The 22,833-nt window shown below is 70.1% G+C and carries 19 protein-coding genes and 2 pseudogenes; 16 read left to right on the top strand and 5 right to left on the bottom strand.

The window, feature by feature from the left end; genetic code table 11:
• The first annotated feature begins 325 nt into the window (after positions 1-325).
• The 5 genes from bpln_RS25790 (at position 326) to bpln_RS25770 (ending at position 6,932) form a co-directional block, all read left to right on the top strand.
• Positions 326-3,385, top strand: coding sequence for a type VI secretion system Vgr family protein (locus bpln_RS25790; RefSeq protein ID WP_420807367.1), 3,060 nt, complete (start codon positions 326-328; stop codon positions 3,383-3,385).
• A 3-nt stretch (positions 3,386-3,388) separates the two neighbouring features.
• The gene (locus bpln_RS25785) at positions 3,389-3,940 is read left to right on the top strand and encodes a hypothetical protein (protein ID WP_055140400.1); all 552 of its coding nucleotides are present in this window, start codon (positions 3,389-3,391) and stop codon (positions 3,938-3,940) included.
• 37 nt (positions 3,941-3,977) lie between these two features.
• Positions 3,978-5,909 (top strand): TIGR02594 family protein, encoded by a 1,932-nt coding sequence (locus tag bpln_RS25780; protein WP_055140399.1) that lies wholly within the window; start codon positions 3,978-3,980, stop codon positions 5,907-5,909.
• Complete coding sequence (locus bpln_RS25775) at positions 5,896-6,426, top strand: hypothetical protein (RefSeq protein ID WP_055140398.1); 531 nt, start codon at positions 5,896-5,898, stop codon at positions 6,424-6,426. Before bpln_RS25780 ends, bpln_RS25775 begins: the two co-directional genes overlap by 14 nt.
• Positions 6,427-6,593: 167 nt before the next feature.
• Positions 6,594-6,932 carry a VF_A0006 family four-cysteine protein gene (locus tag bpln_RS25770; RefSeq protein ID WP_055140397.1) on the top strand — a complete coding sequence of 113 codons (339 nt, stop codon included), beginning with the start codon at positions 6,594-6,596 and terminating at the stop codon, positions 6,930-6,932.
• Between the two features lie 25 nt (positions 6,933-6,957).
• Here bpln_RS25770 and bpln_RS25765 read toward each other — a convergent pair whose 3' ends face one another.
• Positions 6,958-7,743 carry an aldolase gene (locus bpln_RS25765; protein ID WP_042628014.1) on the bottom strand — a complete coding sequence of 262 codons (786 nt, stop codon included), beginning with the start codon at positions 7,741-7,743 and terminating at the stop codon, positions 6,958-6,960.
• 75 nt (positions 7,744-7,818) lie between these two features.
• Positions 7,819-8,523 carry a haloacid dehalogenase type II gene (locus bpln_RS25760; protein ID WP_042628013.1) on the bottom strand — a complete coding sequence of 235 codons (705 nt, stop codon included), beginning with the start codon at positions 8,521-8,523 and terminating at the stop codon, positions 7,819-7,821.
• A gap of 118 nt (positions 8,524-8,641) precedes the next feature.
• Here bpln_RS25760 and bpln_RS25755 point away from each other — a divergent pair, with 118 nt between their 5' ends.
• Positions 8,642-9,493 (top strand): LysR family transcriptional regulator, encoded by an 852-nt coding sequence (locus bpln_RS25755; protein WP_042628012.1) that lies wholly within the window; start codon positions 8,642-8,644, stop codon positions 9,491-9,493.
• A 153-nt stretch (positions 9,494-9,646) separates the two neighbouring features.
• On the opposite strand, the gene bpln_RS25750 is transcribed toward bpln_RS25755, so the two are convergent.
• Positions 9,647-10,306 carry an HAD hydrolase-like protein gene (locus bpln_RS25750; protein ID WP_055140396.1) on the bottom strand — a complete coding sequence of 220 codons (660 nt, stop codon included), beginning with the start codon at positions 10,304-10,306 and terminating at the stop codon, positions 9,647-9,649.
• 409 nt (positions 10,307-10,715) lie between these two features.
• On the opposite strand from bpln_RS25750, the gene bpln_RS25745 reads away from it, so the two are divergent.
• The gene (locus bpln_RS25745; RefSeq protein WP_148654185.1) at positions 10,716-11,156 is read left to right on the top strand and encodes a hypothetical protein; all 441 of its coding nucleotides are present in this window, start codon (positions 10,716-10,718) and stop codon (positions 11,154-11,156) included.
• A gap of 6 nt (positions 11,157-11,162) precedes the next feature.
• Here the strand turns inward: bpln_RS25745 and bpln_RS25740 are convergent, their stop codons facing one another.
• A complete protein-coding gene (locus tag bpln_RS25740) occupies positions 11,163-12,050 on the bottom strand; it encodes an IclR family transcriptional regulator (protein ID WP_055140394.1) in 888 nt (295 codons plus the stop codon).
• 274 nt (positions 12,051-12,324) lie between these two features.
• Here bpln_RS25740 and bpln_RS25735 point away from each other — a divergent pair, with 274 nt between their 5' ends.
• The 7 genes and pseudogenes from bpln_RS25735 (at position 12,325) to bpln_RS25705 (ending at position 19,529) form a co-directional block, all read left to right on the top strand.
• Complete coding sequence (locus bpln_RS25735; RefSeq protein WP_055140393.1) at positions 12,325-13,407, top strand: ABC transporter ATP-binding protein; 1,083 nt, start codon at positions 12,325-12,327, stop codon at positions 13,405-13,407.
• 10 nt (positions 13,408-13,417) lie between these two features.
• Positions 13,418-14,314, top strand: a complete 897-nt coding sequence (locus bpln_RS25730) for an ABC transporter permease (protein WP_055141225.1) — start codon at positions 13,418-13,420, stop codon at positions 14,312-14,314.
• A 55-nt stretch (positions 14,315-14,369) separates the two neighbouring features.
• Positions 14,370-15,164, top strand: a complete 795-nt coding sequence (locus tag bpln_RS25725; RefSeq protein WP_055140392.1) for an ABC transporter permease — start codon at positions 14,370-14,372, stop codon at positions 15,162-15,164.
• Between the two features lie 70 nt (positions 15,165-15,234).
• Positions 15,235-15,573: pseudogene (locus tag bpln_RS37970) on the top strand ((2Fe-2S)-binding protein); the annotation flags it as partial.
• A 185-nt stretch (positions 15,574-15,758) separates the two neighbouring features.
• Positions 15,759-17,273, top strand: coding sequence for an FAD/NAD(P)-dependent oxidoreductase (locus bpln_RS25715; protein WP_244131940.1), 1,515 nt, complete (start codon positions 15,759-15,761; stop codon positions 17,271-17,273).
• On the top strand, positions 17,266-18,486 hold the full coding sequence (locus tag bpln_RS25710; protein WP_082465440.1) for an NAD(P)/FAD-dependent oxidoreductase: 1,221 nt from the start codon (positions 17,266-17,268) through the stop codon (positions 18,484-18,486). The genes bpln_RS25715 and bpln_RS25710 overlap by 8 nt, the downstream gene beginning before the upstream one ends.
• On the top strand, positions 18,483-19,529 hold the full coding sequence (locus bpln_RS25705) for an ABC transporter substrate-binding protein (RefSeq protein ID WP_055140391.1): 1,047 nt from the start codon (positions 18,483-18,485) through the stop codon (positions 19,527-19,529). Before bpln_RS25710 ends, bpln_RS25705 begins: the two co-directional genes overlap by 4 nt.
• Positions 19,530-19,624: 95 nt before the next feature.
• Here bpln_RS25705 and bpln_RS25700 read toward each other — a convergent pair whose 3' ends face one another.
• On the bottom strand, positions 19,625-20,782 hold the full coding sequence (locus tag bpln_RS25700) for a zinc-binding dehydrogenase (protein ID WP_055141223.1): 1,158 nt from the start codon (positions 20,780-20,782) through the stop codon (positions 19,625-19,627).
• Positions 20,783-21,150: 368 nt separating this feature from the next.
• On the opposite strand from bpln_RS25700, the gene bpln_RS25695 reads away from it, so the two are divergent.
• Positions 21,151-22,449 (top strand): hypothetical protein, encoded by a 1,299-nt coding sequence (locus bpln_RS25695; protein ID WP_148654184.1) that lies wholly within the window; start codon positions 21,151-21,153, stop codon positions 22,447-22,449.
• A gap of 104 nt (positions 22,450-22,553) precedes the next feature.
• Positions 22,554-22,706 (top strand): annotated as a pseudogene (locus tag bpln_RS37965) (IS5/IS1182 family transposase); the annotation flags it as partial.
• Positions 22,707-22,833: the final 127 nt, after the last annotated feature.

Raw genomic sequence — 22,833 nt, 5'->3', positions numbered from 1 at the left:
TTTCTCGCCAATCACCGAGCTGCGTGTCACGGACCGGAAAAGATATGAAGAATGTCCGTTGTCGGCACCCGGCGAGCATGCCGGGGCGATACGACGATCAGGAAATAAATACTGAGCCGCCATTCTCGCTCGGCAATTTATTCTCGATTTTCGAATCGCCGCCATCCCAATCCAGCCAACTCCCGCCGCCTCACCTCGACCACCAGCCCGCTTTAAAGGAATTTTTCAAATATTCATGCAACAGTATGGCGCCTCGTTTCGGGAATGCGTAGAATCTCGTGGCCCGGCGGGGCACGCCAGAACGCGAATAAGAATGGGGTTGCAGTTGGATATTCAATCGATAATGTCCGCGCTACGCGGCGGTCTGCTTCAGCAGGACCGGTTACTCAAACTCGATACGACATTGCCGGCCGACACGCTGATCGTTTCGCGTGCGATCGGCCATGCCAGGCTCGGCCGCGACGTCGAATGGACGCTCGACGTCGTCTCGACGGTCGGCAACCTCGAACTGAAGGCGCTGATCGCGCAGCCGGTCACGCTGTGGATCCAGCAGGGCGACGGCGGCTACCGTCCGGTGCAGGGCTACGTGCTGGTGGCGCGCCGGCTCGGCTCGGACGGCGCGATGACGCTGTACCAGTTGCGCTTCACCTCGGCGCTGCACTTCCTGCACTACCGGCGCGACGAGCGCTACTGGCAGGACCAGGCCGCCGACGCGATCATCACCGACGTGCTGAACCGGCATCCGCAGCTGCAGGGGCGCTTTCGCTTCGAGCTGTCGCGCAAGCTGCCGGCGCGCTCGTATTGCCGCCAGCACGAGACCGACTGGAACTTCGTCCACCGGATGATGGAGTCCGAAGGGCTCTATTGCTACTGGGAATATGCACCGGACGGCAGCTCGCAGACGATGGTGATCGTCGACGCGCTGTACGCGACGCCGGCGCCGTTCGACGTCTGGTTCCAGCGCCAGGGTACCCACGCGGAGGCCGACGCGCTGGGCCACTGGGCCGGCTCGCGCATGCTGCAGAGCGCCCATCACACCACGCGCACGTTCGACTACAAGAATCCGTCCACGCCGTACAACCCGAAGGGCACCACGCTGCCCACGCGCGCCGATCAAGGCGAGCTGCCGCAGCAGCTCGAGGTGTACGAATACACCGGCGCCTATGCCTACGCCGAGCACGAGCGCGGAGAGTCGCTGTCGCAGATCCAGGTCGAGGAATGGGAATCGCGCGCGAAGCGTTTCCATGGCAGCGGCGCCGTGCGCGCGATCGATGCCGGGCGCCGCTTCGTGCTGAACGGTCATCCCGAGCACGATCGCGATCGCGCCCAGCAGCGCGAGTTCGTGGCGATCGACGTGCGGTGGACGATCCAGAACAACGTGGCGATCCCCGATTTCCGCTTCCCGCACAGTCTCGCCGAGGCGCCCGAGTTCGCGCGCGCGGCGAGCGGCGGGCAGGCGCAGCCGGTCGCGCACGCGGACGGCTCGACCGGCTTCTATCACGTCGACATCGAGGCCCAGCGCACCACCATCCCGTATCGCAGCCCGCTCGAGCACGAGAAGCCCGAGATGCATCTGGAGACCGCCACCGTGGTCGGCCCGAGCGGCGAGGAGGTGTATACCGACGACCTGAACCGGGTCAAGGTGCGCTTCCACTGGGACCGCCAGAACGATGGCGACGAACGCGCCTCGTGCTGGCTGCGCGTGGCGCAGTCCGATTCCGGCAGCGGCTACGGCGGCGTACACCTGCCGCGGGTCGGGGAGGAAGTGGGGGTGGGGTACTTCGGCGGTGATTGCGACCGGCCGATCGTGCTGTTCCGCGTGTTCAACGGCAAGACGCGGCCGCAGTGGCACAGCAACGGCATCCTGTCGGGCTTTCGCAGCAAGGAATACGCGGGCAGCGGCTTCAACGAGCTGGTGCTCGACGACGCCACCGGCCAGAACCGCGCGAAGCTCGCGAGCAGCATCGGCAGCACGGCGCTTCACCTCGGCTACCTGATCGACCAGCAGGGCAACGTGCGTGGCAACTATCTCGGCAGCGGCTTCGATCTGCGCACCGATCATTACGGCGCGGTGCGCGCCAACCGCGGCCTGTACGTGACCACCCACGCGAAGAGCGCCACGAGCCAGCCGCTCGACGCGGGCGAGACGCAGCGGCAGCTCGAGAGCGCCGGCAGCCTGATGGACACGCTCTCGCAGGCCGGCGTCGAGCATCACGCCGAAGGGCTCGACAGCGGGCGCGCGGCGCTCAAGACGCTGCTCGACGCGACTCGGCTCGACGCGGCGGGCGCGGCGCTGGGCGGGCGCACCGCGGGCGGCGGCACCGGCAACGCGAACGCGTTCGCCGAGCCGGTGATGGTGTTTGGCAGCCCGGCCGGGATCGGCCTGTCCACGCAGCAGGCCGCGCAGATCCATGCGGACCGGCAGGTCAACCTGGTCAGCGGCGAGAGCACGCATATCGCGGCCGGCAAGTCGCTGATCGCGAGTGTCGCGCAGAAGCTGAGCCTGTTCGTGCAGAGCGCCGGGATGAAACTGTTCGCCGGCAAGGGCAAGGTGGAGATCCAGGCGCATTCGGACAATATCGAGCTGACCGCGCAGCAGACCGTGAAGGTCCTGTCCTCGGGCGCGGGTGTCGAGGTGGCCGCGAAGGACGGGATCCTGCTCACCTCGGGCAATGCCTATATCCGCATCAAGGACGGCAACATCGAGATCCACGCGCCCGGCAAGGTCGACGTGAAGGGCGCCGAGCACCTGTTCGCCGGCCCGCAGGGAACGAACTACCCGCTGCCGCCGCTGCCGCAGGGCGAACTGATCGGCAAGCAGAGCCTGCGCTTCGCGACCTTCGGCGCCGACCAGCTGGCCGACGACATCGGCTGGACCGACAAGCCGTACCAGATCGCCAACGCCGCGGGCGAGGTGCTGGCCGCCGGGCAGGTCGGGGCCGACGGCCGGCTGCCGCGCACGCTCGTCGATGCCGCGCAGACGCTGGTGCTGAAGGTGGGCACCGGCAAATGGGAAACTCACGAGGTGGTGGCCGAGACACCCGGTGCGGAGCCGCCCGCCGGCACTACGACTGGCACCACCGGCACCACGGCGGCATCGGCGTCGACGCCGGCCTCGACCACGACCACGACCGGCGCGGCGGACGCCGCGCCCGGCATGTCGTCATCGCCGACCGGATCGCCGGCGCCGCCGCCGGCCACCGCCGACGGCGCCGATGATGCCGACGGCGCCGAGCGCACCAACACCGACGCCGCGCTGAGCCCGCAGGACGATCCGTATTTCCTTCCGGCGGAACAGCAGGAAGGCCAGTTCATCGACAGCCAGCATCTGGCGGCGCTGCTGACGCCGGCCGTGCTGGCGCAGGTTAGCGAAGGAGAGCAGTAAGCCATGAAGACGACGAAGTTCGGCCCGCGCGTGATGGCCGCCGTGCTCGCGGCCGCCGCGCTGGGCGTGCTGGCGCCGGGCGCGGCCCACGCGGAGCAGTATCAGAGCGGCGCGACGCGCTGGGACATCAAGGGCGGCAAGCTGATGATGGTGGCGGGCGTGCTCGACGACAACTCGCGCCTGCATTACCTGAACTATACGTTCTACGTGCAGGCCAGCGACAACGCGCTGTACCTGGCGCCGATCGTGGACGATCCGAAGAAGCTGAACGACTATCGCCTCAACTTCAGCACGTTCAACGGCGGCGGCGAGATCCTGACCGACGCGGTGGTGGCGGTGAAAGGCGCCAGCACCTGGCTCGTGACCGCGCACAAGGACGCCGTGCATGGCTACAACCGGCCCGCCGCGGTGACCACCAGGACGTACCGGCTGGTCGAGGGCGACGAGGCGCAATGGCGCTGGTACTTCGCGCCGGTTGCGCAGGGCGGCTACAGCGAGCAGCAGAACTACACCGTCGAGCGCGCGCTGGCCGAGACCGCGAAGGCGCTGCACTGATCCCGAACGCGTTGCGTCCATCCGCCTCCCGACGAACATGACCAAGTTCATCTCCGCGACCCACGACAAGGCGACGCTGACCGTGCAGTACGTCGCCGACAACGGCGACATCCTGCTGCGCAGCGGCGGCACCATCGCCTGGCGCTTCAACAATCCGGGCAACCTGCGGCCGAAGTCGAAGTACGTGCTGACCTCGATCGGCGTGGGCAACACCGCGAGCGGCGACTTCTTCATCTTCCCGGACTACGACACCGGCCGCGCGGAGAAGAAGGCGCTGCTGCGCCGCAAGTACAACGACATGTCGATCTCGGACGCGATGCAGGTGTACGCGCCGCCCAACGAAAACAACACCGAGGCCTACATCCAGGCGATCTGCAACGGCACCGGCTTCGCCCGCACGCGCGTGCTCAATACCATGAGCGACGCCGATCTCGATTCGATGATGAGCGTGATGGAGAAGCACGAGGGCTACAACGCGCGGATCAAGACGCGCCATGAGCGCTGGATCCGTACCGCGTCGGTCACGCTGTCGGACGGTGCCAGGCCGATCCCGAACCAGAAGGTGACGGTGCAGGCCGGCGCGAAGAAGACGGTGCTGACCACCAACGCGTTCGGCCAGCTGCCGCTGCTGCCGATGGAGTCGGCCGGGCAGCAGATCCAGTTCCTCGTCGATCACGCGAAGGACGGCCTGAAGCAGATCGGGCAGATCACCACGCAGAACGCCTCGGCCGCCTACGTGTTCTTCCAGGACCTGTTCCAGACCGCCGCGCCCACCAGCGCGCACTACGTGAAGGACACCGCCAGGCGCGAGGCGATTCCCGGCTTTCGCTACCGGATCGTGTCGGGCGACACGCTCGGCAAGATCGCGCAGAAGTTCAAGGTCAGCGTCGCGCAGCTGGAGGCGGACAATCATCTGAAATCGTCGCGGATCTTCGCTGGCGACTACCTGATGATCAACGCGAAGAAGCCGCACGATGCGCCGGCCGCGCCGCCGAATCCGGCGGCGGTGAAGCCGGCCGCCACGCATCGGGCCGCGTCCGCGAGCGCGGCATCCACCGCATCCACCGCGAGCACGCCCGCGCCGGCGGCGTCGACGGCCTCGACCGCGTCGGCGACCGCGTCCGCCGGGCAGGCGCAAGGGCAAGCCGTCAGCATCGACGATTTCGCCAAGCCCGCCGGCGGCGCGGGCACGGCCGCCGCGCCGGCTTCGTCCGCACCGGCGGCATCCCCGGCGCCGGCTCCGGCCAGCGCCGCGCCGGCTCCGGTCGCTGCCTCGCCCGCTGCACCGGCCACACCGGCCGCGTCGAGATCATCCGCGTCGCCGACCACCTCCGCCCCGACCGCCGATCCCGCCGTGGTCCTCGACCGCAGCAAGCTCGGCCAGGGACATCCGGTGGCGTTCGTGGCGGCCGCCTCGCCGCAAGCGCCGTGGATGGAGTTCGCGCTGCAGCAGGCGAAGTTCTGGCACGGCCAGAAGGAGGGCGTGATCACCAAGACGATCAACTACCACAAGGAAGTCGGCGGTTCGCTGAAGTCGCTGGTCGGCGACGGCAATCCGTGGTGCGCGTCGTTCGTCAACTGGTGCCTGCAGAGCGCGAAGTATCCGAAGACGGCCGCGCCGATGGATTCGCAGTCGTTTCGCTACAGCAAGAATTTCGTCAAGATCGACAAGCCGGTGTTCGGCGCCATCGCCGTCTACAAGCACAAGAAGGGCGGCCACGCGGCGTTCGTCTACGCGCAGACCAGCGCCGGCGCGCCGATCCTGCTGGGCGGCAACCAGAGCGACGCGATCAACTTCGGCATGCAGAAGGCCGCGGAGCTGAAGGGCTTCTTCGTGCCCGCCACCTATCTGCAGTTCGCGAAGGAGGAACTCGCGAAAGGCACCAAACTCGAAGTGTCCACGCCCGCCAAACTGAACGAGGAATTTCACATTGCATTCGCCAAGAAGAAAGCCAATGCGGATCGCTGAGCTGCTATGCGTGGCGGCGCTCGCCTGCGTCGCGCCGCTCGCGCATGCGGCCGGCGCCGATTGCCTGACCCAGGCCGAGGTGACGAAGCTCGACACCGATTTCTGGGCGACATTCCCGTCGCCGGACGGGTTCGCCGCCTACGCGGCGCCCGACATGCGGCTCGACACGAACATCGTCGACCTGATGCGCCCCGAGCTGGCGAAGGCCGACGGCCCCACGCGCGCGCGCAGCTTCGCCACCTACGCGAGCCAGCATCCGGAATACTTCGCGCCGTTCCGCACCGGGCACAGCGCGCACTACCTGTACTACCCGGGGCGCGACCGCCACCCGGACGCGGTCAAGGAAGCCGGCGTGTTTCCGGCGAACCGCTGCGTATCGATGTTCAGTTTCGACGACGAGCGCCATGCCTGCATCGCCGGCGCCCGCACGCGCGCGATGAGCTTCTCGTTCGTGAAGACGAACGGGCACGTGCAGCTGCAGGGCATCGAAGTGGGCATGGAGGCGTGCCAGCCGTGATCCGCCGCCGTGGCCGGGTCCGGGGGCGGCCCGGCGCGATGGAATAAACGCGCGCCGCCGGGCGTTATCGTGGTTGGTGGCGGCTTGCTGCGTTGCAAGCTGTCAACAGCCTGACGAAACGCTATCATCCTCGTCCGGCATCCACGCTTCTTCCGGCGGGCGCGCTCATGAAATCGATCCATCCGATCCGTCGGGCAGCGACCCGCATCGTACTGCTGGCCGCGCTGGCTGCCGCGGCCAGCCCCGCGTTCGCGTTCAACGAGGAAGCGAACTACAACGAATGCATTCTGAATACGGTGTCGGGCACCTGGAACCGCAACGTGGTCGAGATGATCCGCGTCTCGTGCGATCGCCTTTATCGGCGCTGGGCCATGCTGACGCCCACCGACGTCTCGTTCCACCGCTGCCTGCTCGCGCATCTGCCGGGCGTGCAGAGCAACGCCGCGATCGGGCCGGTGGTGCAGGCCTGTCGCCGGCAGAGCACCGATTCGGACCATTTCGACTGAGCGCTCTGCGTCCGGGCGATCCCGCCTACCGCTCGAAATCGCTGCCGGCCGCGCGCAGCTGGCGCATCGCGCTGTCCAGGTGGGCACGCGCGCTGGCCGGATCGCCGAGCCGCATCTGTTCGTAGGCACGCTGCGCGACGTGGCGCGGCACCGTCTTCAGCGGCTGGCCGCTCTGCATCGCCTTGAGCTGCACCTCGGCCGCGCGCTCGAGGTAGTAGAGATCGTCCCAGGCCTCGGCGAGGTTCGCGCCCGCGATCATCACGCCATGGTTCTTCAGGAACAGCACGTCGGCGTCGCCGAGCGCGGCCGCGATCCGGTCGCCTTCGGCGGCGTCGAGCGCGAGCCCGTTGTAGTGCTCGTCCACGGCGGTGCGGCCGTAGAACTTCAGCGCGGTCTGCCCGAGCCACAGCAGCGGCGGGCCTTCGAGCAGGCACAGCGCCGTCGCGTTCGGCATGTGGGTGTGGAAGGCCGCCTTCACGCGCGGCATCGCCCGGTGCAGCCGCGCGTGGATGTGGAACGCCGTGGCCTCGGGCTGGCCCTCGCCCTCGATCACGTTGCCGTCGTAATCGCAGATCAGCAGCCGCGACGCGGTGATCTCCGCGAACGCATGGCCATAGGGATTCACGAGGAACAGGTCGTCATGGCCCGGCACGACCGCCGAGAAATGATTGCAGATGCCTTCCTCGAAGCCATGTTGCGCGGCCAGGCGGAAACAGGCCGCGAGTTCGATGCGCGCGGCCCGCACCGCGTCCGAGTCGAGCCCGGCGCGCCGCCCGCTCGCGCCGGTGTCGATATTGAGTTGATGTGCCATCTGCTCGCCCTCCGCGAAACCGCAATCGTAAAGACATAAGCTTACCAACGCGCCGCCCCGGCTCGCGTGGCGCGCCTACCAGCCCAGCGAGGCGAACAGCGCGGGTACGCGATCGAGCGTGGGCAGCGTGGCGTCGGGCGTGTAGTCGGGCAGCGGCGCGCGGCCGGTGCCGCGGTCGATCCACACGCAGCGAAAGCCCATGTCGCGCGCCGCCGCGTGGTCCAGGTGCGGGCTCGCGCAGAGATGCACGACCTCCTCGCGCGTCACGCCGAGCCGCGCGTGCGCGTGCTCGAAGAGGGTCCGGCTCGGCTTGTAGGCGCCGGCCTGCTGCGCGGTGATCACGCGGTCGATCGTGCCGCCCAGTTGCGCGACGTTGCCGGCGATCACGTCGTCGTCGGTGTTCGACACGATGCAGAGCGAATGGCCGGCGGCCTTGAGCGCGCGCAGCGCGTCGACCACCTCGGGAAACGGCGGCATGGCCGAGATGGCATCGGTCAGGCAGCGCGCGTCGCCGTCGTCGGCGGGCAGGCTCCACTCGGCCAGCGCGAGTTTCAGCGCCTCGCCGGCCAGCGTGCGGAACGAGCGGTGCGGCGGCGTCTGCTCGAGCGCATGCTCGTGGCGGTCGTAGGCGGCGATCAGCGCCGCCGGCTCGATGTGCCGCGCGCCCTTGCGCGCGACGATGCCGGCGACGGCGGCCCGCAGGCCCTCGTCCCACTGGATCAGGGTGCCGTAGCAGTCGAAGGTCAACCACTTCGGGCGGGGCGTGTTTTCAAGCGACATGGCGGCTCCGGGCAGGTGTCGGATGGATCGGAAACGACAGGCTACGCGTGGCCCGCTCATCGGGGAAATTAAATTAGAATCGCTTTCTCAGTGGAAAATCGAATAACGGGAGCCGGCCATGCTGGATCTGGAACTGTTGAATTCGCTGTTGTGCGTGGTGGACGAGGGCAGCTTCACGCGCGCGGCCGAGCGCGTGCATCGCACCCAGTCGACGGTCAGCCAGCAGGTGCGGCGGCTGGAGGAGATGGTCGGCCACCCGTTGCTGCTGCGGGATCGCAGCGGCAATCAGGTCACCCCGACCGAGCACGGCGAGCTGCTCGCGCAGTACGCGCGCCGGCTGCTGGCGCTGTCGCACGAGGCGCAGGACGCGCTCGCGAGCGGCGTGCGGCGCACCACGCTGCGGCTCGGCGTGCCCGAGGATTTCGACGCGCGCCGGATGGCGGCGATCCTCGCGGGCTTCGCCGCCGAGCGGCCGGACGCGCGGCTCGAAACCGTGGCCGGCATGAGCACCGACCTGCGCCGCAAGCTCGCCGCCGACGAGATCGAGATCGCGCTCGTCAAGCGCGAGCCCGACAGCGGCGACTGCCTTGCGGCGTGGCCCGAGACGCTGGTGTGGGCGAGGGGCCGTCACGCGGAACTGCCGGACCGCGAGAGCGGCGAGCCGATCGCGCTCGCGCTGTTTCCGCAAGGCTGCCTGTACCGGCAGCGCGCGCTGCGCGGGCTCGATCACGCGCGGCGGCGCTGGCGCATCGCGTTCGGCAGCCACAGCCTGACGGGGATCCAGGCCGCGGTGGCGTCGGGGCTGGGCGTGACGGTGCTGCCAGACACGGCGCTGTTGCCCGAGCATGTTGTCTGCGAGGAATTGCCGGCGCTGCCGCCCACCGAACTCGCGCTCGTCGGCGCGGGGCAGGCGCTCAACGAGGTGCAGGACGCACTGGTCCGGTTTCTCGCGCGGGAGCTGGCTGTTTGACGGTGAGTCGACGGGGATCGGTAGCGGTTGGCGGGAGGGGCAGGTGTGCTCGTCCGCAGCCGTGAGTCGCTTCGTCCGGATGGGGCGGCACGGGTTTGATCACCACGTATCGGGCCCGATTCCCACCGCTGCATGTCCCCACGCCAGGCGCGTTCAGGCGTCCGCCCGCGGCGCCTGCCGCGCCGTGCCTTCGCCCAGCGCGAGCAATTCCGCCGGCGCGCGAAACACCTGATGCGGCCGCTTTGCCAACAGCGCGTCGAGATCGGTATAGCCCCAGCCTACCGCGCCATAGCGCAGGCCGACGCCGTCGGCCGCCTCGGCGTCGCGGATCTCGTCGCCGACGTAGATCGCGTGCGCGGTGTCGATGCCGGTGGTCTTCAGGATCGTGCGCAGCCGGTGCGACTTGCCGAACAGCGACGAGCTGCATTCGACCGCCGCGAAGCGTTCGACCAGCGCGTTGCCGAGCACGGCGCGCACGTTGTCCTGCGAGTTCGAGGTGGCCACGGCCACCGCGATCTGCCTGTCCATTAAGGCATGCAGCGCCGCCACGATGCCGGGGAACGGCCGCACCTCGTCGATCCGCTCGTTCATGAGGCGGCGCGCGTCGGACAGCACGGCCGGCACCTTCCAGATCGGCAGCGCGAGCTCGCGCAGCACTTCGCTCGCGCTGAGGCCGCGCAGCTTGCGCTGATCGTCGTCGGCGGTCCGGCGAAAGCCGTGGCGGGCCGCCAGGCCGTTCAGCGAATCGGCGAACACGGGGTAGGAGTCGGCGAGGGTGCCGTCGAAATCGAACAGGGCGAGACGAAGCGTCATGGGCAGCAGCGGCGCGGGTGCGGGGCCGAAAAAGCTCGGGACAGCGAGCAGGGAATCAAGCAGGAAAACCGGCGGAACCGGACCACCCGCACGCCCGTGAGCGTGCCGGCGCAAGGCGCGCGGGCCGAAGCCCGCCGCATTCCGCGGCCGTCATCTTCGGGGCACGCCGGCCGCGCGTCAAGCGCGGTGGCGGGTGTGATGGCCGGCGTGCGGGGTGCCGGCGAAGCACGCAAGGGCGGCCGAAGGTGACGAAACCATGACGGATCGGCTCGACGGGCGCGAGCGCCGATGGTATTCATGAAAAATTAATCACCGGTCTTTCGACTGGCCAGGCCCGGACGCCCGGCGCAATCCATGGCGCCGCTTTTCGGTCGGATGCATGCCTATGAAGACATATCTCGTGACATGGATGCTGTTGGGCGCCGCGGTGCAGGCAGTCGCACAGCCGAACCGCGAGCCTTCGCGGCCCGCGGCGGGGGCGCCCACGCATGCCACGGTCGCACCGGCAACGCGCCGGCCGACCATGCCGCGCACCGGCGCTGGCAGCCCGAGGTACGAATCGGCGCTGAGCCGCAATTTCGCCACGTCGAGCGCCGGCGCGATGCCGGCGCTCCCTGGTCAACCCGCGTCAACCCCGGGCGGCACGGCGTTCAGCCGCCGCTTTTCGGGCACCCTGTACGAGGCGCAGCGCAAGCAGCGGCTCGAGGCCGAGGAGAAGCGCAAGCAGGACGACGCGGAATCGCAACGGCGCACGGAGGCTTGTGTCGGCAGCCAGATGCAGCACCGCGAGGGCCGGTCGAAGCAGGAAATCTTCGACGGCTGTCAGGGTGGCGCGAACACGTTCTATTGAGTGGCCTCACACGGCGCTGCCCGCCCGCGCCGCATACCCCTGCGTGAGCCCCTGCAGCGGCTCACGCATCGCCACGTCGAACGGGTTCATCTGCGGCCCGATGATCTCGGCCTGGCGTTGCAGCAGTTGCACGACGGTCGGCAGGCGCTCCTCGGTCAGCCGCGTCGAGAGCGTGCCCACGCTGAGGGCGCCCACCGCGCAACGGTGCTGGTCGAAGATCGGCACGGCCACGCCGGCCATGCCCTCGAGCACGCCGCTGTTGCGCCCCGCGAAGCCGAGCGCGCGCACGCGTTCGATCTCGGTGCGCAGGTAGACCTCGTCGAGCACGCCGTAGCTGCGCAGCCTCGGCACGTTGAAGCGGATGATCTCCTCGCGCTCGGCCTCGGGCTGGAACGCGAGGATCGCGAGGCTGCCCTGGCCGATGCCGAGCGCGACGCGCCCGCCGATCGTGCCGGTGAACGAGCGGATCGGGAACGGCCCCTCGCAGATGTCGAGGCAGACGGCATCGAAGCTGCTCTTCACCAGCAGGAAGATCGAGTCGCCGAGGCTCGCGCAGAGCCGCAGCAGCGCGGGCCGGCACAGCGTGCGCAAGCCGTTCGGGTTGCCGGCCTGCGCGGCCATCGCGAAGAACGCCACGCTGAGCCGGTAGCGCCGCGTGCGCTCGTCCTGCTCGACCACTTCCTCGGCGATCAGCCCCTGCAGGATGCGGTGGACGGTGGCCTGCGTGAGGCCCACCGTCTTCGCGAGCGCGGTCACGCGGCTGCCCTCGGCCTGATGTTCGCCGAGCGCGCGGATCACGGCGAACGCGCGCTGCAGCACGCCGGGGCCGCGCGCGTCGTCGACGCTGCCGTTGTCTTCTCGTGTGGTTTTCACGTTCGCCTCGAATGATTCCATCCAGCGGAATGCCGGTTGCGCCGCGTCCGGCGCGTCCCGACTGTACCGCGTTGCGCCGGCGCTTGCACGGCCGGTTGCTCAGGGTTCGCCCGAAGATCGCTGGCCGAAACGATTCAACAAGGCATCGGCTTAATGATTCTATACAGCGGAATAAATCGGAAACTAATGTCGCCGTCCGGAATTTCGCGTTGACGTCGAAAAAATTGAACGGATAGAGTCGGTGCACCGGAATGCAACCGCTTCAGCAGGTGCCGCGGCACCGAAAGGCCAGACCATGTCGTTCCTCACGTTGACGGATGTTTCGAAGTCGTTCGGTGACCTGCAGGCCGTCGCCGGCATCGACCTGTCGGTCGAGAAGGGCGAGTTCGTGTCGCTGCTCGGGCCGTCCGGTTGCGGCAAGACCACCACGCTGCAGATGATCGCGGGCTTCGTGGAGACGACGCGCGGCACCATCACGCTCGACGGTCGCGACATCACGCGCCTCGCGCCGAACCGGCGCGGGCTCGGCATCGTGTTCCAGAGCTACGCGCTGTTCCCGCACATGAGCGTCGAGCAGAACGTCGGCTTCGGCCTGGAGATGCGCGGCGTGGGCCGCGCCGAGCGCCAGGCGCGCACCCGCGAGGCGCTCTCGCTGGTGCGGCTCGATGCCTACGCGCAACGCTTTCCGCGCGAGCTGTCGGGCGGCCAGCGGCAGCGCGTGGCGCTGGCGCGCGCGATCGTGATCGCGCCGCCGGTGCTGCTGCTCGACGAGCCGATGTCGAACCTCGACGCGAAGCTGCGCGAGGAGATGCAGTTCGAACTGCGCGCGATCCAGCGCAAGATCGGCACCACCACGGTGATGGTCACGCACGACCAGGCGGAGGCGCTGTCGATCAGCGACCGCGTGGTGGTGATGGAGGCGGGCCGCATCACGCAGGTCGACACGCCGTATCACGCCTACGAACATCCGGGCAACCGCTTCGTCTCGCAGTTCATCGGCAAGACCAACCTGCTCAACGGCAAGGTGGTGAAGCACGACGGCGAGCGGCTGCGCATCGATCTCGGCGACGCGCTGCCGGAGGCGGTCTGCGCGCCGGCCGGCACGCGCACGCTGCGCACCGGCGAGGCGGTCACGCTCTGCATCCGCCCCGAGAAGCTCACGCTCGGCGCGGCCGGCACGGGCCGCATCGCGGGGCGCGTGACGAGCCGCTTCTTCCTCGGCAGCCAGTGGCTGTACCGGCTCGACAGCCGCGCGGGCGAGATGCTGGCCTGCTGCCAGAACGAGGGCGACGAGCCGCTCGCGGAGGGCGCCGTGGTCGGCATCGACTGGCGCGGCGACGCGATGCGCGTGATCGGCCAGGAGGGCGCCCGTGGATGACGCGCTGGGCATGGCCGGCCGCGAGGCGGGCGCCGCGCGCGGCCGGGTGCGCCCGCGCTGGCGCGCCTGGCTGCCGTTGTGGCTGATGAGCGCGCCGGCGTGCCTGCTGTTCGTCGCGCTGGTGCTGGTGCCGCTCGCGATGACGCTGGTGCTGTCGTTCTACCGCTTCGATCCGTCGAGCGGGCCGGTGGCCGCGTTCGGTCCGGCCTACTACCTGGAGGTGCTGCGCGAGTCGTACTTCCACACGATCTTCCTGCGCACCTTCGGCATCGCCGCGCTCACCACGCTGCTGTGCGTGGCGATCGGCACGCCCGAGGCCTACATCCTGTCGCGCATGCGCGATCCGTGGCGCTCGGCCTGCCTGCTCGTGATCCTCGCGCCGCTGCTGGTGTCGGTGGTGGTGCGCGCGTTCGGCTGGAGCATGCTGCTCAACACCAACGGGCTCGTGAACCAGCTGTTCGCGCTGGCCGGCCGCGGTCCGTACAAGCTCGAATACACCACCTTCGCGATCGTGATCGCGCTGGTCCACGTGATGCTGCCGTTCATGGTGATTCCGGTCTGGACGGCGCTGCAGCGGCTCGACCCGCAGACCGAGCACGCGGCGCTGTCGCTGATGGCCTCGCCCGCCACCACGCTGCGCCGGATCGTGCTGCCGCAACTGATGCCGGGCATCCTGTCGGGCAGCCTGATGGTGTTCGGGCTGTCGGCCAGCGCGTTCGCGATTCCGGGCCTGCTCGGCGGGCGGCGCCTGAAGGTGGCCGCCACCGCCGTCTACGACCAGTTCCTCGGCTCCATGAACTGGCCGCTCGGCGCGGCCATCGCGATCCTGCTGCTCGCGGCGAACCTGATCGTGATGCTCACCTACTACCGCGTGCTCGAACGCCGCTACACGCGCAGCCTCGGCTGACGCGCGCCGCCGTCCAGCCAAGCCCCGGTCCAGCCCAGCCAACGACGCCACCGCCATGCGCAAAAACGGTCCGCTCGCCCTCGCGTTCCACACGCTCGTGATCCTGTTCATGCTCGCGCCGCTCGCGATCGTGATCCTCGTCGCGTTCACGCCCGACGAGACGCTGACGCTGCCCACCCACGGCCTGTCGCTGCGCTGGTTCCGCGCGATCCTCGACTACCCGGACTTCATCGGCGCGTTCGGCAACAGCGTCAGGCTCGCGTTCGCCTCGGCCACGCTGTCGCTCGCGCTGGCGCTGCCGGCGGGCCTCGCGATCGGCCGCGCGCGCTTTCCGGGTCGCGCGTTCCTCAACGCGCTGCTGCTCTCGCCGCTGGTGGTGCCGGGCCTCGTGCTCGGCATCGCGCTGCTGCGGCTGTTCGCGCTGATCGGCGTGACCGGCTCGTTCGGCTGGCTGGTGCTGGCGCATACGATCATCGTCACGCCGTTCGTGATCCGGCTGGTGCTGGCCGCGGTGGCAGGGCTCGACCGCAGCGCCGAGCACGCGGCCGCCTCGCTCGGCGCGAATGCCTGGACCACGTTCCGCCGCATCACGCTGCCGATGATCGTGCCGGGCATCACGGGCGGCTGGCTGCTCGCGTTCATCAACAGCTTCGACGAGCTGACCATGTCGATCTTCATCACCTCGCCGCAGACCGTCACGCTGCCGGTGCGCATGTACATGTACGCGACCGAGTCGATCGATCCGATGATGGCCTCGGTCTCGACGCTGGTGATCGCGATCACGGCCGGCGCGATGCTGATCCTCGACCGCGTGTACGGCCTGAACCGCGTCCTGATCGGGCAGCACTGATGCGCCGCGCCCCGGGTCGCCCCGTCGTTTCCCGTTCGATTCCTTCTTCGCGCCTCGCGCTTTTCCATCGATGAGCCAGCCAGCCCGCCCGCCCGCTTTCCCGCCGCCGCCCGCCGGGCCGCAACTCGTGCGCGTGGCCGAGACCGGCCGCGCGCGCGTGCGGTTCGTGCTCGACGGCGTCGCCGTCGAGGCGCTGGCCGGCGACACGCTGCTGACCGCGATCCTCACCCGGCAGCGCTACCTGCGCGACAGCGAGTTTGGCGACGGCCCGCGCGCGGGCTTCTGCCTGATCGGCGCATGCCAGGACTGCTGGGTGCGCACCGAGGACGGCACGCGGCTGCGCGCCTGCTCGACGCCGCTGCGCGAGGGGATGCGGGTGGTGACGCGCGCCGCTTGGGCGGCGGGCGGCGGGGATGCGACGCGGGCCGTGCCGGTGGGCGAGGCCGCCGCGTCGCGGACGGCCGCGGCATCGGCGGGCCCGGGCGAACCGCAAGGCTCGGCCGCCCCGGCCGGACCGCGCGAGGAACCGGCGGCGCCGATCGCCGCGCCCCCGCCGGCGGCACCGGCGCACCCGACCACCGATGGAGGCGCGCGATGAGCATGAACATCGACGACAACCTCAACGACGGCCTGCTGCCGGCCTGCGAGTCGTGGGACGACGGCGCCCCCGGGCCGCGCGTGGTGATCGTCGGCGCCGGGCCGGCCGGGATTCGCGCGGCCGAGGCGCTCGTCGCGGCCGGCATCCGGCCCACCGTGCTCGACGAGCACCCACGCTGGGGCGGCCAGATCTACCGGCAGCCGCCGGCCGACGCCGGCTTCACGCGCGGCAAGGCCGCGCTCTACGGCTTCGAGGCGCGCAAGGCCGAGGCGGTCCACGCCTGCATGGCGCGGCTGCTGCCGCAGCTCGACTACCGCCCCGACACGCTGGTCTGGTCGTGCGAGCCGGGCTGGCTTGACACGCTGCGCGCGGGCCGCGAGGCACGGCTGCCGTGGACCCACCTGATCATCGCGAGCGGCGCGACCGACCGCGTCGTGCCGGTGCCGGGCTGGACCCAGCCCGGCGTCTACACGCTCGGCGGCGCGCAGGTGGCGCTGAAGGCGCAGGGCTGCGCGATCGGCCGGCGCACCGTGTTCGCGGGCACCGGGCCGCTGCTGTATCTGGTCGCCTACCAGTACGCGCGAGCCGGCGCGCAGGTCGCGGCGGTGCTCGACACCAGCCCGTTCGGGCGCCAGGCGGCGGCCGTGCCGAAGCTGCTGAGCCAGCCGTCCACGTTTGCCAAGGGCCTCTATTACCTCGGCTGGCTGCGCGCGCACGGCGTGCCGGTGGTGTCGGGCGTGACGCTCGACGCGATCGACGGCGAGCAGGCGGTGGAGCGCCTGTGCTGGCGCAGCGCCGACGGCGTCGAGCGGCACACCGACTGCGACGCGGTGGGCCTCGGCTTCGGCCTGCGCCCCGAGACGCAGCTGGCCGACCTGGCCGGCTGCCGCTTCGAGTTCGACCCGCTGAGCCGCGGCTGGCTGCCGTGGAGGGACGCGGCCGGGCGCGGCTCGGTGCCGGGCGTCTATCTGGCCGGCGACGGCGCCGGCATCGCGGGCGCCGACGCGGCCGAGCTGGCGGGCCGGCGCGCCGCGCTCGCGCTGCTCGAGGATCTCGGCATCGCCGCGCCGCGCGGGACGACCGGCGCCGCCGGCGGTCCCGGCCGCCTCGGCCCGGCCGCGATCGAACGGCGGCTCGCGCGGCTCGCGCGGTTCCGCGCCGGCATCGAGACGGCGTTCGCGCCGCCGGCCGACGCCGCCGCGCGCTGGTCCGACGCGACCATCGTCTGCCGCTGCGAGGCGCTCACGGCGGGCCTGCTGCGCGAGTGCATCCGCGGCGGGATGGCGGGCGAGGTGAACCGCCTGAAGGCGCTCACGCGGGTCGGCATGGGGCGCTGCCAGGGCCGCATGTGCGGCGAGTCGGCGATGGCGCTGCTGGCCGCCGAGACCGGCCGGCCGCTCGATCAGGTGGGCCGGCCGCGCGGGCAGGCGCCGGTGAAGCCGATCCCGATCTCGCCGATGCTGTTCGAATACGCGGTGCGGGTGCGCGACGAGGAGGCCCACGATGAATGAGGCCCGGCATTACCACGTGGCGATCGCTGGCGGCGGACTGGTCGGGGCCTCGACCGCGCGCGCGCTCGCGGCCCTGGGCGTGCCGGTGGCGCTGTTCGAGCGGCGCTTCTGCGGCGCGCAGGCGAGCGGCGTGAACTACGGCGGGGTGCGCACCCAGGGGCGCCCCGAGGAACAGCTGCCGCTCGCCACGCGCGCGCGGCGGATCTGGAACCGGCTGCCGGAGCTGATCGGCATCGACGGCGAACTGGTCGTGTCGGGCCACCTGCGGCTCGCGCGACGCGAGGCCGATCTCGACGCGCTGCACGCCTGGGCCGCGATGGCGAGCGGCTACGGCGTGCGTTCACAGGTGATGTCGGGCGACGCGTTCCGGCGCCGCTATCCGTGGCTCGGCGCGCAGGCGATCGGCGGCGCGCTCTGCGCGAGCGACGGCCACGCCAACCCGCGGCTCGTGTCGCCGGCCTTCGCCGCCGCCGCGCGGCGTGCCGGCGCCGATCTCTACGAGCAGACCGAGCTGTCCGACGTCGAGTTCGACGGCACGCGCTTCGTGCTGCAGGCGGGCGGCCGGCGCGTCACGGCCGACTGGCTGGTGAACGCCGCCGGCGCCTGGGGCAACACCGTGGCCGGCCGCTTCGGCGAGGCCGTGCCGCTGCGGCCGATCTATCCGAACATGTGGGTGACCGAGCCGCTGCCGCCGTTCATCGAGCACAACCTCGGGGTGGTGGGCGGGGGCGTCTACGCGCGACAGGTGGCGCGCGGCAACTGCGTGATCGGCGGCGGGCGCGGCCACGGCGACGGCGAATACGCGCAGCCGTCGGCCGACACCACGCGCGCCGTGATGCGCGAGGCCTGCGCGCTGCTGCCCGGCCTGCGCGACGCACTGCTGATCCGCACCTGGAGCGGCGTGGAGGGCGAGACGCCCGACAGCAATCCGGTGATCGGGCCGAGCGGCACGACCCCGTGCCTGCTGCACGCATTCGGCTTCTCGGGCGGCGGCTTCCTGCTCGCGCCGGGCGTGGGCGAACTGCTCGCCGAACTGATTGTGCGCGGCGAGACGGACACGCCGATCGCGGCATTCTCGATCGCGCGCTTCGCGGCCGGCGCGGATCGCGCATCCGAGCCGGTGCCCGAACCGGCCCCCACGCCCCGACAGCATCCGGCGTCGTTATCGTCATTCCAGTCAAGACCCATCCGCCCCAAGGAAGATCCACGATGAAACTGTCTCGCACTCTCGCATCGCTCGCGGCGCTGTTCGCGCTCGGCATCACGCTGCCGGCCTGGTCGCAGACGAAAACGATCTACATCGGCATGAACGGCGGCCCGATGGAGAAGGCCTACACGAGCGGCGTGCTGCCCGACTTCGAGAAGGCCAACAACGTCCGCGTGGTGGTGGTGCCGGGCACCTCGTCGGACGTGCTCGCCAAGCTGCTGGCCAACCGCGCCAACCCGCAGATGCACGTGGTGTTCCTCGACGACGGCGTGATGGCGCGCGCGGTCAGCATGGGCGTGTGCGAGAAGCTCGACGATGCGCCGGTGCTCAAGGAGCTGTATCCGTTCGCGCGCATGAAGGGCGACATCGGCGCGGGCGTGCAGCTCGGCATGACCGGCATCGGCTACAACACCAAGCTGTTCGCCGCGAAGGGCTGGGCGCCGCCGACCTCGTGGATGGACTTCGCCGATCCGAAATACAAGGGCAAGGTGGTGTTCCAGTCGGCGTCGAGCAGCACGTTCGGGCTGCACGGCTTCCTCGCCATCAACCGGCTGCTCGGCGGCAACGAGAACAACGTCGAGCCCGGCTTCACGAAATGGGCCAGCACGGTGGGGCCGAACGTGGCCGAATACATTCCGAACTCGGCCAAGCTCTCCGAGATGATCCAGACCGGCGAGGCGGCCATCTTCCCGCTCACGCCCACCGGCGTCGGCGACCTGAAGGACAAGGGGCTGCCGGTGGCCTACGCGGCGCCCAAGGAGGGCGCGGTGCTGCTGCTGGTGGATCTCTGCGTCGTGAAGAACAACCCCGATCCGCAGCTCGCGCAGAAGCTCGCGCAGTTCCTGCTGTCGGCGCCGGCGCAGACCAGGGCCGCGGTGGCCGGCAAGCAGATCCCGACCAACCGCCAGGCGAGCATGCCGCCCGACATGCAGAAGAGCCTCGGCGATCTCGACCAGCTCGTGAAGAAGGTGACGGTGGTGGACTGGGATGCGATCAACGCGCATCGCGCGCAGTGGGACGCGCGCTGGAACCGGCAGATCGAGCAGTGAGCCGGGGCCGAGCGCCGGCAAGCGGGCGGCGAGGCGCGCCGTGACCGCTCCGCGGGCGCCGCGATCGCAATCAGCCGTCGGCGGGCCCGGCGATCTCAGGCGTAAGGCGCCGGTACGACCAGGAATTTTTCCCCGGTGGCGCGCTTCGTGAAGCGGCGGATCGTGTCGGGATCGATCAGCTGTTCGAGCGCGATCCGCTCGTTGTAGCGGCTCGCGAACGTGGTGTCGAGTTCGGCCGCGATGCGCTCGCGCATGCGTGCCGCCACCGCCGGGCCGAACTGCTGCAGCCGCCACGTCACGAGCCAGCCGCCCATGCCCCAGGCCATCCCGAAGCGCCGGTCGAGCACGGTCGGGCGCGGGTCCAGCGTGCCGTACAGGTAGACCTGCCGGTGCGTGGGCGAGCCGTAACGGTCGTAGCGCGTCATGCGGCGCGTGGCGACCTCGTTCATCGCGACTAGCAGCCGTTGCGCCATGTCCCCGCCGCCGATCGCGTCGAACGCGAGCGTGGCGCTGGTGGCATCGACCGCCGCCACCAACGCCTCGTCGAAATCGGGCGCCGAGCTGTCCAGCACCCATTGCGCGCCGAGCCCGCGCAGCAGGTCCGCCTGCGCGGCACTGCGCACCACGTTGACGAGCGGCACGCCGTCGGCCGCGCACAGCTTCACCAGCATCTGCCCGAGGTTCGAGGCCGCCGCCGTATGGACGATCGCCGCGTGGCCCTCGGTGCGCATGGTTTCGAGCATCGACAGCGCCGTCAGCGGATTGATGAACGCGGACGCGCCGGCCTCGGCCGCGGTGCCGTCGGGCAGGACCAGCACCTCGGCCGCGGCTGCCAGCCGATATTGCGCGTAGGTACCGTGCGCGCTGCGCAGCCCGACGCGGCGACCGAGCAGATGGCACGCCTGCTCGCCGGCCGCGACCACGGTGCCGGCGCCTTCATTGCCGATCGCGAGCGGCAGGTCCAGGCGCGCGGCCATCGAGGGCAGCTGGTCCGCGGGGATGGTGGCCGTCGTGACCGGCGTGGCACCGTCGGCGCCGGCTTCGCAGGCCAGCGTCGCGATATCGGCCGGCCCGAGCAGGGTCAGGATGTCGGACGGATTGACGGGCGCGGCCTCGATCTGCACGACGATCTCGGCGGCGGACGGGGTCGGCACGGGGACACGTTCGAACCAGAGCCGCAGTTCGCCTTGCGCGGTGATCAGCGAACGCAGTTCGAGGCCATGGGTGGGAACGCGGGAGGTGTCGGTGGGCATGTCGGTGAGCGGCTCCATGAAGATGGGCGGGCGAGCGCGGCAGGCGGCGGGGCCCGATGCGCGGGGATCGCGGGAATCGGGCAGAGGGCCCGGTTGGCGTATCCGGCAGTGTCGGTCCGCCGCGCGCAAACGACAACCGGCAAAATGGCCGACCTCGTTCGCGTGGGGGGAATCGAGCCGGAAACGCGGACGCGGCGCGGGAAGACTGATGCCGGAAAGTTCGCAAGGCGGCTTGCAGCTTCGGACTCTCGCTGCGGCAGGCCTCGGCGGCTGCTATATCTGGCTGATTCGTAGCGGGCATGGCGCGCATCGTAGATGCGCCAGCACCGCCGCCATCGGGCCCACCGCGGAACCTTGCCGAAACCGGAATGAAACCGTCACGCATATCGAGTACCGACCTCAGTCGTCCGCTGTCGCCCACCGACGGGCAACCGGCCGAGGCGAAAGCGCCGCCGATGCCCTCGCGTCAGGGCCGGCCCGATTCGATGCTGTCCGGGCTCACGCGCATGGAGCGCGGCGGCCAGCCGGGCGTCCGGCATGCCGCGATGCTCACGCCTCAGCAGGCCCGCTTCGCGCGCGCCGCGCAGACGGGCGGGCGCGTCAGCCAGCAGGAATTGCAGGAAGCCAACGACGAGGCGCTCGCGGCCGGCATCGCGGCGAGTCTGGCGTCGATGCCTGACGGCGCGGGCCAGCCGGCCGAACCGCAGGCCAGCCTGCAGTCGCGCGTGGACAGCGCGCTCGACTCGGGCGTGAAAGTCAGCCAGCAGGCGCTCGAGCGCGCCTACGATCCGGCGCTGCAGACGGCGATCGCCGAAAGCCTCCGGCCTGCGTCCGGCGGCACGAGCGAGCAGGCCGCGTTTCGGGCGCGCGTGGACAGCGCGCTCGATGCCGGCGTGAGGGTCAGCCAGCAGGCGCTCGAGCGTGCCTATGGCCCGGCGGCTTCCTCGGTCTCGCGACCGTCCGCCTCGCCATCGCCGTCGGCGATGTCCGCGCGCCAGCGCCAGAGCCTGCCGCCGCTGAAGATTCCGACGCGGCGCCTGTCGTCGGGCGGTGCGTCCACGGCATCGTCTTCCTCGGCATCGTCTTCGAGCCTGTCCTCGCCGTGGTCGTCCACGTCGTCCGCCACGTCGATGAGCGCGTTCTCGGAGCCGTCGTCGCCGAGCCCCGGCTTGCCGCTTGCGTCGGGCAACGAGGAGACGCTTTCGCTGGACGATTTCGCGCCGATGGGCATGCCGCCGTTCATCGGCGAATCGACCAGCAAGCAAAGCGGACACACGACCACGGCCGACGAAGAGACGGTTTCGCTGGAGGACTTCGCGCCGATGGGCATGCCGCCATTCATCAGCGAATCGACCAGCAAGCAAAGCGGACACGCGACCACGGCCGACGAAGAGACAGTTTCGCTGGAGGACTTCGCGCCGATGGGCATGCCGCCGTTCATCAGCGAATCGACCAGCAAGCAAAACGCACACACGACGACGGCCGACGAAGAGACGGTTTCGCTGGAGGACTTCGCGCCGATGGGCATGCCGCCGTTCATGAGCAACCCGTTCGGCAAGGAGGGTCGCCTCTCCATGCATGACGGCTCGCCCGAGTCGAGCATGCAGGGCGAACTCGAGAAGATGCGGGCAATGATCGAGCAGGCGGCCGAGGAATTGAAGAAGTAACCAGCGTGGCCAACCCAACCGGGACATGATGCCGCGCACGCCACATGGTCTGCTTTCGATGGCATTCGAGCCCACGCGTGATGCCATTGCCGGTACCAGGCCTGCGCAAGCGTCCGGGCACGCTGCACGCGGACGAGGGCCATGACTTCGTTCGTCGCCGGCGCTATCCGGGACCACGCGGCATCCGGGTCCGGATGACCCGTCGTGGCGTCGAAGGCAGCGAGCGGCTCGGGCGACATCGTTGGGTCGTCTGGCGCGCCCGCCTGCCTGGTCCCGCTTCGGAATTCGTAAAACAAAGCACGGCAAGCGGCAAAGCCATGTGGTTACGGGCGTCTAGCGTTATCTGCAATCAACGCTGCGCCGATCAACAGCACGGCAGAGGTG

It is taken from the genome of Burkholderia plantarii, from assembly GCF_001411805.1.
Classification (GTDB): Bacteria; Pseudomonadota; Gammaproteobacteria; order Burkholderiales; family Burkholderiaceae; genus Burkholderia; species Burkholderia plantarii.
This window is presented reverse-complemented; position numbering and strand designations above follow the sequence as displayed.

Coding starts and splice junctions, on each gene's coding strand:
- bpln_RS25785 (WP_055140400.1), top strand. CDS start 3,389: ATGAAGACGACGAAGTTCGGCCCGCGCGTGATGGCCGCCGTGCTCGCG.
- bpln_RS25780 (WP_055140399.1), top strand. CDS start 3,978: ATGACCAAGTTCATCTCCGCGACCCACGACAAGGCGACGCTGACCGTG.
- bpln_RS25775 (WP_055140398.1), top strand. CDS start 5,896: ATGCGGATCGCTGAGCTGCTATGCGTGGCGGCGCTCGCCTGCGTCGCG.
- bpln_RS25770 (WP_055140397.1), top strand. CDS start 6,594: ATGAAATCGATCCATCCGATCCGTCGGGCAGCGACCCGCATCGTACTG.
- bpln_RS25765 (WP_042628014.1), bottom strand. CDS start 7,743: ATGGCACATCAACTCAATATCGACACCGGCGCGAGCGGGCGGCGCGCC.
- bpln_RS25760 (WP_042628013.1), bottom strand. CDS start 8,523: ATGTCGCTTGAAAACACGCCCCGCCCGAAGTGGTTGACCTTCGACTGC.
- bpln_RS25755 (WP_042628012.1), top strand. CDS start 8,642: ATGCTGGATCTGGAACTGTTGAATTCGCTGTTGTGCGTGGTGGACGAG.
- bpln_RS25750 (WP_055140396.1), bottom strand. CDS start 10,306: ATGACGCTTCGTCTCGCCCTGTTCGATTTCGACGGCACCCTCGCCGAC.
- bpln_RS25745 (WP_148654185.1), top strand. CDS start 10,716: ATGCTGTTGGGCGCCGCGGTGCAGGCAGTCGCACAGCCGAACCGCGAG.
- bpln_RS25740 (WP_055140394.1), bottom strand. CDS start 12,050: ATGGAATCATTCGAGGCGAACGTGAAAACCACACGAGAAGACAACGGC.
- bpln_RS25735 (WP_055140393.1), top strand. CDS start 12,325: ATGTCGTTCCTCACGTTGACGGATGTTTCGAAGTCGTTCGGTGACCTG.
- bpln_RS25730 (WP_055141225.1), top strand. CDS start 13,418: ATGGCCGGCCGCGAGGCGGGCGCCGCGCGCGGCCGGGTGCGCCCGCGC.
- bpln_RS25725 (WP_055140392.1), top strand. CDS start 14,370: ATGCGCAAAAACGGTCCGCTCGCCCTCGCGTTCCACACGCTCGTGATC.
- bpln_RS25715 (WP_244131940.1), top strand. CDS start 15,759: ATGAGCATGAACATCGACGACAACCTCAACGACGGCCTGCTGCCGGCC.
- bpln_RS25710 (WP_082465440.1), top strand. CDS start 17,266: ATGAATGAGGCCCGGCATTACCACGTGGCGATCGCTGGCGGCGGACTG.
- bpln_RS25705 (WP_055140391.1), top strand. CDS start 18,483: ATGAAACTGTCTCGCACTCTCGCATCGCTCGCGGCGCTGTTCGCGCTC.
- bpln_RS25700 (WP_055141223.1), bottom strand. CDS start 20,782: ATGCCCACCGACACCTCCCGCGTTCCCACCCATGGCCTCGAACTGCGT.
- bpln_RS25695 (WP_148654184.1), top strand. CDS start 21,151: ATGAAACCGTCACGCATATCGAGTACCGACCTCAGTCGTCCGCTGTCG.